Below are 12,121 nucleotides of genomic sequence, written 5' to 3' on the forward strand. Positions count from 1 at the left end.
TTTTTTCGCAGGTGTAACACTCTGTCAGACGTACGGCAGGCAAGGGCATAAGCCCTTACAATCAAGGCGGATCAGCAATTGCTGGCCCGCCTTTTTATTTGCCTACGATTCGATGCCGACGCCATGACCACACCCAAATCTCCCCAGACGGCGCTGATCCACAGCGATTACCAGGCGCCGCAAGGCTTTGCCGCCTTTCCCAACGCCATCCACCATGCATCGACCGTGCTGTTCAAGGACGTGGCCGCCATGCGTTCGGGCGACTGGAAAGAAAAGAACGCCTACACCTACGGCTTGCACGGCACGCCCACGACGTTCACGCTGGAAGCGCGGCTGGCCGAGATCGAAGGGGGCAAGCACTGCCTGCTGGCGCCGTCGGGCCTGGCGGCCATCGCCATGGCGGACTTTGCCCTGCTGAAAACGGGCGATGATGTCTTGCTGCCGGAAAACATCTACAACCCGAACCGCGAACTGGGACGCTGGCTGGCACAGGATTTCGGCATCACGGCACGCTATTACGACCCGCTGATCGGCGCCGGCATCGCCGCCTTGATCCAGGAAAATACCAAACTCATCTGGACGGAAGCGCCGGGTTCCGTGACCATGGAAGTGCCGGACTTGCCCGCCATCTGCGCGGCCGCCCACGCGCGCGGCGTGCTGGTGGCTCTGGACAACACCTGGTCGGCCGGCCTGGCCCTGCGCGGCTTTGACCTGGGCGTGGACATCATCATGCAGGCGCTGACGAAATACCAGTCGGGCGGCTCGGATGTGCTGATGGGCGCGCTCATTACGCGCGAGCGGGCGCTGCACGAGCGCCTGGCGCTGGCGCACATGCGCCTTGGCATGGGCGTGGGGGCGGACGACGCCTACCTGGTGCTGCGCGGCTTGCCCACCATGAAGCTGCGCTTCGACGCCCACGATGCGGGTGCGCGCACGGTGGCTGCCTGGCTCAAGGCTAGAGGCGAAATTGCCACGGTGCTGCATCCGGCCTTCGCCGATTCTCCGGGCCACGCCATCTGGCAGCGCGATTTCACGGGCGCGGGCGGCCTGTTTTCCGTGCTGTTCGATGCCCGCTACACGGAGCAGCAGACGGACCGTTTCGTCGATGCCTTGCAGTTGTTTAAGATTGGCTATAGCTGGGGCGGCGCGAACAGCCTGGTGATGCCGTACCGCATCGCCGCCATGCGCAAGGGCTGGCAGTTGCCGGGCCAACTGGTGCGCCTGAATGTGGGGCTGGAAGATCCGCAAGACTTGATCGCCGATATCGACCGGGCGTTCGCGGCGATGTAGGCAGCGGCAAGCCGTTGGCTTGCCGCGAAATACCTTTTACATGGGTACGGGCTGGTTGTTGTTCAGGTCGAGGAAGCCGCGCAGCAAGCGGTAGGCTTTCCACAGCCAGGCCACGCCCCACACGAGGAGTGCCAGCGGAATGCCGATCAGCGTGATCCACAGGATGGCACCGACGACGATCCAGGCCACATACCACCAGAAGGAACGGATCATCCAGCTGTGATGGCTGTACACGAAGGTCCCGGCCGCCTCGTCCCGCTTCACATAATTGATGATGAGCGGAATGAAGGAAAAGGCACCCAGCGAAAACACAAAGCTGGCGCCATGTATCAGGTACAACCACCAGGCCAGGTTCCTGGTCTGCCGGAGTGGGGTATCCAAAATAATATCTTGTGACATGCAGGCTCCCGCTTGATTGTTTGCTCAGGTTTTTATTGTAACAAGCTATTTGCGCGGGAGCGCAGTCCATGGAAAAAGGCAGAATACATTGTTGAAACGAGATCGCTATCCCACCTTGGCCGCGCGCGCCAGATTCTGGCTGCAGCGCGCCTTGCCGGCCTTGTTGCTATGCTGTACCAGCGTGGCCCATGCCGCCGGCGCCACCCTGGAGGCGGAGTTTGCCGCCGGTTTGCAGGAAGAGGGCCTGGCGGGCGCCGTCTGGAGTGAAGTCTTGCCAGATGGCACAGTCAAAGTCGGCGCATCCGGCCAGCGCGATGCCGCCAGGCACATGCCCATGCAGGCGGATACGCGCGTGCAGGTGGGTTCCGTGGGCAAGGTGGCGCTGGCGCTGGGCGTCTTGCGCCTGATCAGCGAAGACCTGCTCACGCTCGACACGCCCTTGCAGCAGGTGCTGCCGGAACTGGCGCTGAAAAACCCGTGGCAGACCAGTGATCCCGTGCGCATCCGCCACCTGCTGGCGCACACGTCCGGCCTCGACAATGTGCGCTTCTGGCAGGCGTTCAGCCTGAACCCGGCGCCGGATACGCCGCTGGCGACCGCCTTCGACGGCGGGCGCAATCTGCTGCGCGTGCGGGCCCGGCCCGGCAGCCGTTACGCGTATTCGAACATGGGCTATGGCTTGCTGGGCATGGTGATCGAGAAGGTGACGGGCCAGCCGTACGAGCGCTACCTCGATGCGCAGCTGCTGCAGCCGCTGGGCATGGCGGACAGCACTTTTACTTTCGTCACGCAGACGGGCGCGCACGCGGACCCGCGTCTGGCCATGGGCCACTTCGAGCATGGCTTGGCGCAGCAGGCCGTGCCCCAGTACTTGCGCCCGGCCGCGCAATTTACCACCACGGCGGCCGACATGGGCAAGCTGGCGCAATTCCTGATGGGCGATGGCAAGCTGCAGGGCAAGCGCTTCATCGACCTGACGCTGATGGGCGCCTTGTCCGAACCGGCCGGCACGGATGCGGCGCAGGCGGGCCTGGCAACGGGCCACGGCCTGGCCCTTGCCGTGCGTGACCGCCACAATGTGGTGGGTGCCTGCCACCCTGGCACGGCCGTGGGTTTTCGCGCCATGCTGTGCCTCTATCCGGAGCAGGACAGCGCCTTCTTCGTGGCCTTCAATACGGATGCGGAGCAGGCCGACTATGAACGCTTCAACCGCCTGCTGCTGCGCGACCTGGAGCTGCCGCTGCGCGCGCCGGCCCCGCGCGGCACGCCCGCACCCACGGTGGAAAACTGGCAGGGCGTGTATGTGCCGTCGCCCAGCCCCATGGCCAGCATGGCTTGGGTCGATGCCGCCTTTGGCTTTACGCGCCTGAAGTGGGATGGCGAGTCGTTGTTCCTGATCCCGTTTCAGGGCGAGCCGAAGGAACTGGAACCGGTGGGTGGCTTGCTGTTCCGCGCCAGCGACCGCAGCACCGCGTCGCACGTGGTGATGCAGGAAGATGGCAAGCATATCCTCAGCGACGGCTTGCGTAGCTATGAGCGGGTGTCGATGCTGCGTATGCTGGTGTTGTGGGGCAGCCTGGCGCTGGGTGTGGCCGGCTTGCTGTATGTGCTGCTGGTGGGTGTCTGGCGCGCCGCGCTGCGCAGCCTGGAGCGGGGCGACCATCTGTTCGGACCCCTGTTGTCGCTGCTGGCGCTGCTCTTGCCCGCGCCGTTCTTTTACTTCCAGTCTTACCTAAGCCTGGGCGATATCACCGTAGCCAGCGTGCTGCTGGCGCTGGTCACGGGCGCGCTGCCGGTGGCTGTGGCATTTGGCCTGGCGCGCTGCTGGCGCAGCCGTGGCACGGCTGCCGAGGCCGGCTCGTGGGCGAAATGGGACTGGATCGCCTTGCTGGCGGCGCTGCAACTGCTGCTGGTGCTGGCCTGGTGGGGGCTGCTGCCGTTGCGCCTGTGGCAACTGTAGCGGCTGTAGCGGGCGCTCAGCGCCACACTTGCAGCAACCGGCGCCACCAGCGCTGCGCCGGCCTGGGCTGGCTGGCGTGCGCGGCGCGCTTGGCGTGATAGCTGGCCGCTGCCATCTGCAGGCCGATATGGTCCATCGCCGCCATCGCGCCGGCTTCCTGCGGCGACAAGCCATGCAGCAGGGCTTGCGCACGGGGTTGCAGCAGGAAGGCAGCAAGCAGGGCGTCGTCCGTGTACAGCCTTGCCAAATAGGTTTCCAGTGCTGCGGAGCTCATGCGCTGCGCCCCGCGCGCAAGGCCGCGCGCGCCAGCTCCAGCTGGCCCAGCACCTGCTCGAACGACGGGTAATTGCCGTCGCGTTCGACGATCACCGTCAGGGGCTGGGGCGCATGGCGCGCCAGCAAGGTCAATAAAGCGAAGACGGCGGGCGGCACGTCGTGCAGATGGTCGTCGAGCAAGCGCTGGCCGCCGCCAGGCGCAGCGATCCAGTGGCCTCCGCTCAGGTGCACGGCGCCGACCCTGGACAGGGGCAGGCGCAGCAGCAGTTGCTCCGGCTCTTCGCCAAAATTGACGGCATTCGCATACAGATTGTGCAAGTCCAGCAGCAGCGGCACTTGCGCGCCGTCGAGGATACGCGTCAGCCATTCGGCTTCGTCCAGGGTGCTGGCCGGCGGGTCGACCAGGGTGGCGATGTTTTCCATCAGCGGCGCGCTGCCGACGATGCGCGCGGCCAGCGCGATATTGGCGATCGCGCCGGCGGCGCTGAGCGGCGTGCGCGGCGGCGCCGCCAGGTGGCCGATTTCCACGCCGCCGGCGCGCACGAAACTCAGGTGCTCGGACCACGACTCCGCTTGCACCTCTTTCATCAGGCGCGCCATCGCGTGCAGGCGGCGCGGGTCGGCGGGAATGCTTGATGCCAGCCCCATGCCCACGCCGTGCAGGCTGACGGGCACCTGGCGCGCCAGGCTGCTCAAGGCCGCGATGCCGGCGCGCGAGGCGCGGTAATAATCGTCGGCGATCACTTCCAGCACGTCGATCTGCGCCAGGTTGGACAGGATGCCGGCGGCCAGTTCGCCGCGCCAGCCCAGGCCGACGCGGTCGCGTGTGGCCCCCTGGCTAACTGCCACAGCCGCCACCGCAACCGCCACAGCCGCTTGATGAGCCGCCGTCGCCGCCCGAGGAGGAGCCGCCCGAGTCGCCCGTGCCGCTGGACGACGAGTCGCCGCCCGTGTTTTGCCGGGGTACCGGGTACAGCTCGGCGACATACGCGTACACCGATGGCGGCAGGGCGCCGATGCCGAAGATGGCCGCCAGCAGTGCCATGTCGGCGCTGCTGCTGCCCGCCTCCAGGCGCGATGCGCGCAGGTTCAGGCGGCTAAACAGCATGCGCAGATCGGACAGCAGCCGCTGCGCGCTCCAGCTGGTCGCCTGGGTGCGCAAGCCGCGCAGCATGAGCAGAAATACCGCCAGCAGCAGCGCCAGGAACAGCAGGTTGTAGTGCTGGCGGCTGATGGCGATGATGGCCTTGACGGCGGCCACCGTCAGCAGCAGGTAGTGCGCCACCCAGGTGATGCGTTCGCGCCGCCGCAACAGCGGCGGGCCGACCAGCAATTCCAGCTGCGTCAAGGTGTCCCGGTAGGCGCGGCACGCTGGCAACATCTCTGCCTGCACGGCGAGTTCCTTGCTATGGCCCTGGCGGCCCAGGTACAGCCGCAGCACGTCGCGTTCGATGTCATGAGTGGCAAAGCGCAGGCTGTCGGCGCTGGCCGTTTCCAGCAACGGGCCATCGGCGCGCAGCAAGCCACGGTCGACCAGCACGAAGGCGGCAATTTTCACGGCTTCGAGGGCGCCGCCGCGCAAGAAGGCGATGCGGTAGGGATCATCTGCCAGTGACAGCTGGGCATGCGGATTGCGCAGCTCCTGGCGGATCAGCAGCTCGCGCGCGAGGTAGTACACGAGCACGCCGAAGATCAGGTAGGCCAGCAGGAACCATGGCCCGCTCCAGTCGAACGGATTTGCGCCGTTCACTGCATGTGCTCCGCGTGTTCGCGCAAGCGTTCGGTAATGGCCATCAAGTCCGTGAACGCGGGCAGGGCCTGCCCCGGCGCCAGGCGCGCCGTTTCGCGCGCCTTTGACATGGCTTGCAAGGCAGCGTGCAGGGCCGGGTCGCCCAGCTGGTCGACAAACGCTTCGAGCGCCTGCTTGCCGGACAGCGCAGACTTGCCCTCCAGCTGCGCCAGCGAGGCCGCCGCCGCACGCAGCGGACCGGCTGCGTCGGCGATGGCGCCAGCCAGCTGTTCTTCATGCAGGCTCAATAGCAGATACCGTTCGCGCATGCGCACCTGCTGGTTCAGCAGCACTTGCCGCAGCCGGCGCAGCACGGCGTCGCGGCTGGTATGCAGGCTGGCGAAAGGATCATTGCCCAGCAGCACTCGATGGCGCGCAATGATGTCGGCGAACTTGACGGCGAAGGCGTCGGCGGCCTGCGTCAATTCGCTGTCGAGCAAGAACATCACCTGCAAATCGATGGCGGCGTGCGCCATGCGCAATGGCCCGCGCAGCGCATCGGCCGCCTGCGGCGTAAAGCGCTTGAGCAGCAACAGCAGGTTGACGTCTGAGGTGGCGCGCAACTGGCCATCGGCGGCCGAGCCAAACAGCACGGCGGCAGCAAGGTCATCCCCGAAGGCCCTTTGCGCGGCGGCGACAAACACATCCAGGTGGCGTTGTATCTCTTCTGGCAGCGATGGCGGCATGCGGTGTTCTTTCACGATGGGCAAGCTTGGTATTCACAAGTTTGCAATATAGCAAAAATATGCCATCGTGCGCGCACCGCCAGGCGCCAAGTCAGGTCAATACGTTCAGCAAGCCATCGAGTCCCACAAAGTTCAGCGCCACATCCGCCTGCGAACGCACCACGGGCTTGGCGCGGAAGGCCACCGACAGGCCTGCGATGCCCATCATTTTCAAGTCGTTGGCGCCGTCGCCCATGACGATGGCTTGCGCTGGCGTAATGCCCAGCTCCGCGCACACGCGTTCCACCGTGCGCTGCTTTTCCTCGGCGTCGACGATGCCGCCAATGACCTTGCCCGTCAGCTTGCCGTCGACGATTTCCAGTTCGTTGGCGTGCGTGTAGTCGAGGCCCAGGCGTTCTTTCAGGCGTGCCGTGAAGAAGGTAAAGCCGCCCGACACCAGCAGGGTTTTCAGACCGGCCTTTTGCACGGCCGCCAGCATGGTTTCCGCGCCCGGCGACAGTTTCAGGCGCTCGTCGTAGACGCGCTGCAGGGCCGACGCATCGAGGCCTTCGAGCAGGGCCACGCGCTGCTTCAGGCTCGCGGCAAAATCGAGTTCGCCGCGCATGGCCGCTTCCGTGATGGCCGCCACTTGCGGTTTCAAACCCTGCATGTCGGCGATTTCATCGATGCACTCGATGGTGATCAGGGTCGAATCCATGTCCATCGCGACGAGCTTGAATTCACTCAGTTCGCGCTGGCCCATCATGTAGGTGGCGTCCAGCTGCGCCGCCTGGGCCGCCACTTCGATGGTGGGGCGCAGCGCGGGCGAGTAGGCGATCTTTTCGCAGCGCACTGCGTTCGGGCCCAGGCGCGTGATGGATGTCGGCGCGGCCAGGGCGGCAATGCGCTCGAGCCTGGCCATGTCGCCGTCGAGACCCTGCAGGATCAGATTCATGGTGATGGAAGTGGTGGTGGTCATGGGGCAGTCCTGCATAGATTATCGAAATTGTCTACACCGTCAATTGCTTGATGGTGGTCTTGATCTGCGTCACGCGCGCAGCCAGGTCCGGCATGGAGGCCGTGATTTTCAGCTTGTCCTGGCCATGCAGCTTGATATGGCGGCTTTTCTGAATCAGCTCGATGATGCGCATCGGGTCGATGGGCGGCTTGGCCATGAATTGCAGGGTGGCCGCCTCGCCATGCACGTCGATCTTGACGATGCCCACGGTTTTCGCCGCGATGCGCAGGCGATGCGTCTCGATCAGCGCTTTCACGGGATCAGGCAGCTTGCCGAAACGGTCGATCAGCTCTTCCTGGATATCGTCGATTTTCTCTTGCGTGGCGCAGTTGGCCAGGCGCTTGTAGATCGACAGGCGCTCGTGCACGTCGCCGCAGAAGTCGGCCGGCAGCAGGGCCGGCACGTGCAGGTTGATTTCCGTCGTCGAGGCCAGCGGCGCGGCCAGGTCCGGCTCCTTGCCGGCCTTCAGCGAGCGCACGGCTTCGTTGAGCATGTCCGAATACAGCTGGAAGCCGATTTCCGTCATCTCGCCCGATTGGCTTTCGCCCAGCACCTCGCCGGCGCCGCGGATTTCCAGGTCGTGCATGGCCAGGTAAAAGCCGCTGCCCAGTTCTTCCATCTGCTGGATGGCGTCCAGGCGGCGCTGCGCCAGCTTGGTAAGACCTTGCACGTCGTGCACCAGCAGGTAGGCGTAAGCCTGGTGGTGCGAGCGTCCCACGCGGCCGCGCAACTGGTGCAGCTGGGCCAGGCCAAACTTGTCGGCGCGGTGCATTATGATGGTGTTCGCCGTCGGCACGTCGATGCCCGTTTCAATGATCGTCGTGCACAGCAAAATGTTGAAACGCTGGGCGACGAAGTCGCGCATGACCTTTTCCAGGTCGCGCTCGTGCATCTGGCCGTGCGCCACGGCGATGCGCGCCTCGGGCAGCAGTTCCGTCAGCATGGCCAGGCGGTTCTGGATGGTTTCCACCTCATTGTGCAGGAAGTAGATCTGGCCGCCGCGTTTGAGTTCGCGCAAACATGCTTCGCGGATGATGGCTTCGCCCTCGCTGCGCACGAACGTCTTGATGGCCAGGCGCTTTTGCGGCGCCGTGGCGATGATGGAAAAGTCGCGCAAGCCTTCCAGCGCCATGCCCAGGGTGCGCGGGATCGGCGTGGCCGTCAGCGTCAGCACATCCACTTCCGCGCGCAAGGCTTTCAAGGCTTCCTTCTGGCGCACGCCGAACCTGTGTTCCTCGTCGATGATGACCAGGCCCAAACGGGTAAACTTGACGTCATCGGACAGCAGCTTGTGCGTGCCGATGACGATGTCGATGGTACCGTCGGCCATGCCCTTGAACGCCTGCGTGATTTCCTTGCCAGTGCGGAAACGCGACAATTCGGCGATGCGCACGGGCCAGTCGGCGAAGCGGTCGGCGAAGGTTTGCGCATGCTGCTCGGCCAGCAGGGTGGTGGGCGCCAGGATGGCTACCTGCTTGCCGCCCATGACGGCGATGAAGGCGGCGCGCAGCGCCACTTCCGTCTTGCCGAAGCCGACGTCGCCGCATACCAGGCGGTCCATCGGTTTGCCCGAGGTCATGTCCTTGATGACGTTGCGGATGGCCTCGGCCTGGTCCGGCGTCTCGTCGAAGCCGAAGCTGTCGGCGAAGCGCTGGTAGTCGTGCGCGGAGAATTCGAACGAGTGGCCCTGGCGCAGCGCGCGGCGGGCGTACAGGTTGAGCAGTTCGGCGGCCGTATCGCGCACCTGTTCTGCCGCGCGTTTTTTCGCCTTTTCCCACTGGCCCGAACCGAGCGAGTGCAGCGGCGCGTCTTCCGGCGAAGCGCCCGAATAGCGGGAAATGACGTGCAGCTGCGACACGGGCACGTACAGCTTGGTGTCCTTGGCGTATTCCAGATGCAGGAACTCCGTCTCGCCTTCGCCCAGGTCCATGCTGGTCAGGCCCATGTAGCGCCCGATGCCGTGGTTGATGTGCACCACGGGGTCGCCGATTTTGAGCTCCGACAGGTCGCGCACCATCGATTCGACCTGCGTCACGCCTTCCTGTTTTTTTGTTCCGACGCGGCGGCCGGAACCGGCATACAGCTCCGTCTCGGTAATGAACGCCAGGTTGCCTTCTGGCGTAAACAGCTCGAAACCCGCGTGCAGCGGCGCCACGCCCAGCATCAGCTTGGCGCTTGATTGCAAAAAGCCGTCGCTGCCTTCCACCGGCGTCAGGTGCAGATCGTATTCGGTAAAGTACTGCTGCAAGGTTTCGCGGCGGCCATTCGATTCGGCGCAGATCATCACGCGGCGGCCCGCTTGCAGCAGATAGCTGCGCAGGTTGGCCAGTGGGTCGTCGGCGCGGCGGTTGACGGCGATGTTCGGCACGGGCGCCGACAGTTCCGAGGCCAGCGCATCGTTCGATTTCGCAATCGCCAGGCGCGGATACGGCTTGGCCAGGCCGAAGAACTGCTCGTCGGACAGGAACAGCGATTCGGGCGGCAGGATCGGCCGCTCGCGGTCCGCTTTTAAAAAGCGGTAGCGCGACTGGGTATCTGTCCAGAAGCGCCCGATGGCAGAATCGATGTCGCCCACCAGGGCCAGCGAAGCGTCCGGCGGCAGGTAGTCGAATAGGGTGGCCGTCTGCTCGAAGAACAGGGGCAGATAGTATTCGATGCCGGCCGAGGCGATGCCGCTGCTGATGTCCTTGTAGACGACCGAGCGCGATGGGTCGCCCTCGAACTGTTCGCGCCAGCGGTTGCGGAAGGTGGTGCGCGCCGCTTCGTCCATGGGGAATTCGCGCCCCGGCAGCAAGCGCACTTCGTGCACGGGGTACAGCGAGCGCTGGGTATCGGCGTCGAACGTGCGGATGGTCTCGATGGTGTCGCCGAACAGGTCCAGGCGGTAGGGCAGGCTTGACCCCATGGGGAACAGGTCGAGCAAGCCGCCGCGCACCGAGTATTCGCCGGGCGACATCACTTGCGATACATGGCTGTAGCCGGCCAGGGTCAGCTGCGACTTCAAACGCGCTTCGTCGAGCTTTTCGCCCTTCTTGAAGAAGAAGGTGTAGGCGGCCAGGAAGGACGGCGGCGCCAGGCGCACCAGCGCCGTGGTGGCCGGCACGATCAGCACGTCGCATTGGCGCGTCTGGATTTCGTGCAGGGTGGCCAGGCGCTCGGAGACCAGGTCCTGGTGCGGCGAAAACGCATCATAGGGCAGGGTTTCCCAGTCCGGCAGCAGATGGCAGCGCAGTTCCTTGCCGCCAAACCACGGAATTTCATCGAGCAGGCGCTGGCCGTCGCTGGCCTGCGCCACCACCACGGCCAGCATCTGGCCCCGCGCTTTCAAGGCCAAAGCGGCCAGCGCCAGGGCATAGGCGTCGGATGAACCATACAGGGCGGGCAGCGCATAGCGGTTGCCGGGCTTGGGGAGGGCTTTTTTTAAGTCTAAGGACATGCAGGCGATGACACTAGTGGCAGAGGCAGTTGAGTGGAACAGCTGTGGTGCGCGCCGCGCCGCCAGTGACGGCGCTGACAGGCGAGATTATAGACCATCGCCCGCACGGATATTCGCAATGCCGAAGGGAACGTGCACCATCGGTATCGTTCCACCTGCCGATTTGAGGTGGCTCAGCTGGTCGTCGAAGAAGATATGCGGCTTGAACACGGCCAGCACGCGCGATTTGTCCATGCCGCCCAGGAAAAACGTCTCGTCAGCCGCCACGCCCCAGCTTTTCAGGGTCGTCACGACCCGTTCGTGCGAGGGTGCGTTGCGCGCCGTGATGATGGCGATGCGCAGGATCTTCCTGTAGCCGGGGTCGCGCCGCTGCGCCTTTTCTTCCAGGCGCTGCATGGTGGCCAGCTTCTGGAACAGGTCGGCCAGCGGGCCGGGGCGGTGCGGCGTGCCCACGTTCAGGGTTTCATGGGCGTGGAATTCATCGACGTCATTGTTGCGCTTGAACACGGTTTCCGCTTCATCGTCGGCGATCACGCCGTCGAAATCGAAGGCCACGCGCAGTTCTTCGTCGTTCTCGTCGTCTTCCGTGCGCGACGGCAGCACCAGGCCGGCCGGATAGTTGCAGGCCAGCGCGCTGCGCACGTCGTGTTCATTGGCGCTGAGGAAGAGCGAGGCGTTGAAGGCCGGCAGGTAGGGGTAGGGCGACTTGCCCGTCATGAAGGCGGCGCGCGAAATATCCAGGCCGTAGTGGGCGATCGAGTGCATCACGCGCAAGCCCGTTTCCGGCGAATTGCGCGAAAACAGCACCACTTCCACAGGCGACTGGCGCGGATAGTGTTTGTTGATGTTCAGGAAGCGGCGGATGAAGGGAAAGGCCACGCCGCGCGGCAAGACCGTGTCGATATGCGTTTCCTGGTACTTGCGGTATTCCTCGGGGCCGTTGTCGAGGTAGACCTGGTGCGATTCGGCCAGGTCGAACAGGGCGCTGGAAGCGACCCCGATCACCAGTTTGTGTTCGATAGGATAAGCCATGCTGTTCCTGTGGTGTGCGTGTTGAGCATCTTATACGACTATTAACTACGCAGCCAGTAGTGGCGCACGGCGAGTTATTGCACCAAAGCGGCGCGCCAGGCCATTTTTTCTGACCGCTGTGCAATACGCGCCACAGTAAAGAAATAAATATTGTTTTGCATTAAGTATATATCAGCCAGCGCGGCATTTTTCCACTATGCTTCCATTTATGAATTCTCCCCAATTGTAACGAAGCGTACGCCTCATCCCCGCCGCC

Annotated in this window: 10 protein-coding genes; 2 read left to right on the forward strand and 8 right to left on the reverse strand. The window is 64.4% G+C overall.

The window, feature by feature from the left end:
• The first annotated feature begins 123 nt into the window (after nt 1–123).
• Nucleotides 124–1,290, forward strand: coding sequence for a cystathionine beta-lyase (locus ACQ4WL_RS03390; RefSeq protein WP_436508075.1), 1,167 nt, complete (start codon nt 124–126; stop codon nt 1,288–1,290).
• Between the two features lie 36 nt (nt 1,291–1,326).
• Here ACQ4WL_RS03390 and ACQ4WL_RS03395 read toward each other — a convergent pair whose 3' ends face one another.
• Nucleotides 1,327–1,689, reverse strand: coding sequence for a DUF4870 family protein (locus tag ACQ4WL_RS03395; protein ID WP_436508076.1), 363 nt, complete (start codon nt 1,687–1,689; stop codon nt 1,327–1,329).
• A 91-nt stretch (nt 1,690–1,780) separates the two neighbouring features.
• On the opposite strand from ACQ4WL_RS03395, the gene ACQ4WL_RS03400 reads away from it, so the two are divergent.
• Nucleotides 1,781–3,649 (forward strand): serine hydrolase domain-containing protein, encoded by a 1,869-nt coding sequence (locus ACQ4WL_RS03400; RefSeq protein ID WP_436508077.1) that lies wholly within the window; start codon nt 1,781–1,783, stop codon nt 3,647–3,649.
• Nucleotides 3,650–3,665: 16 nt separating this feature from the next.
• Here the strand turns inward: ACQ4WL_RS03400 and ACQ4WL_RS03405 are convergent, their stop codons facing one another.
• From ACQ4WL_RS03405 to ACQ4WL_RS03435, 7 genes are all read right to left on the reverse strand, one after another.
• A complete protein-coding gene (locus ACQ4WL_RS03405; protein WP_436508079.1) occupies nt 3,666–3,923 on the reverse strand; it encodes a hypothetical protein in 258 nt (85 codons plus the stop codon).
• Complete coding sequence (locus ACQ4WL_RS03410) at nt 3,920–4,774, reverse strand: MbnB/TglH/ChrH family RiPP precursor modification enzyme (RefSeq protein ID WP_436508080.1); 855 nt, start codon at nt 4,772–4,774, stop codon at nt 3,920–3,922. Before ACQ4WL_RS03410 ends, ACQ4WL_RS03405 begins: the two co-directional genes overlap by 4 nt.
• A complete protein-coding gene (locus ACQ4WL_RS03415; RefSeq protein WP_436508081.1) occupies nt 4,764–5,675 on the reverse strand; it encodes a TIGR04222 domain-containing membrane protein in 912 nt (303 codons plus the stop codon). Before ACQ4WL_RS03415 ends, ACQ4WL_RS03410 begins: the two co-directional genes overlap by 11 nt.
• Entirely contained in the window at nt 5,672–6,424 is a 753-nt protein-coding gene (locus tag ACQ4WL_RS03420) for a hypothetical protein (RefSeq protein WP_436508083.1), read from the reverse strand. The genes ACQ4WL_RS03415 and ACQ4WL_RS03420 overlap by 4 nt, the downstream gene beginning before the upstream one ends.
• Nucleotides 6,425–6,491: 67 nt before the next feature.
• The gene (gene serB, locus ACQ4WL_RS03425) at nt 6,492–7,334 is read right to left on the reverse strand and encodes a phosphoserine phosphatase SerB (protein WP_436508351.1); all 843 of its coding nucleotides are present in this window, start codon (nt 7,332–7,334) and stop codon (nt 6,492–6,494) included.
• Nucleotides 7,335–7,389: 55 nt separating this feature from the next.
• On the reverse strand, nt 7,390–10,833 hold the full coding sequence (gene mfd, locus ACQ4WL_RS03430) for a transcription-repair coupling factor (RefSeq protein WP_436508085.1): 3,444 nt from the start codon (nt 10,831–10,833) through the stop codon (nt 7,390–7,392).
• Nucleotides 10,834–10,920: 87 nt separating this feature from the next.
• Nucleotides 10,921–11,865: a 5'-nucleotidase gene (locus ACQ4WL_RS03435; RefSeq protein ID WP_436508086.1), complete on the reverse strand. Its 945-nt coding sequence runs from the start codon at nt 11,863–11,865 to the stop codon at nt 10,921–10,923.
• Nucleotides 11,866–12,121 lie beyond the last annotated feature (256 nt).

The organism is Janthinobacterium kochi, from assembly GCF_051380715.1.
In the GTDB taxonomy this organism is placed as follows: domain Bacteria; phylum Pseudomonadota; class Gammaproteobacteria; order Burkholderiales; family Burkholderiaceae_D; genus Janthinobacterium.

Bases quoted from the DNA above. Each gene is read 5' to 3' on its own strand.
- ACQ4WL_RS03390 (WP_436508075.1), top strand. From the start codon at position 124: ATGACCACACCCAAATCTCCCCAGACGGCGCTGATCCACAGCGATTAC.
- ACQ4WL_RS03395 (WP_436508076.1), bottom strand. From the start codon at position 1,689: ATGTCACAAGATATTATTTTGGATACCCCACTCCGGCAGACCAGGAAC.
- ACQ4WL_RS03405 (WP_436508079.1), bottom strand. From the start codon at position 3,923: ATGAGCTCCGCAGCACTGGAAACCTATTTGGCAAGGCTGTACACGGAC.
- serB (WP_436508351.1), bottom strand. From the start codon at position 7,334: ATGAATCTGATCCTGCAGGGTCTCGACGGCGACATGGCCAGGCTCGAG.
- mfd (WP_436508085.1), bottom strand. From the start codon at position 10,833: ATGTCCTTAGACTTAAAAAAAGCCCTCCCCAAGCCCGGCAACCGCTAT.
- ACQ4WL_RS03435 (WP_436508086.1), bottom strand. From the start codon at position 11,865: ATGGCTTATCCTATCGAACACAAACTGGTGATCGGGGTCGCTTCCAGC.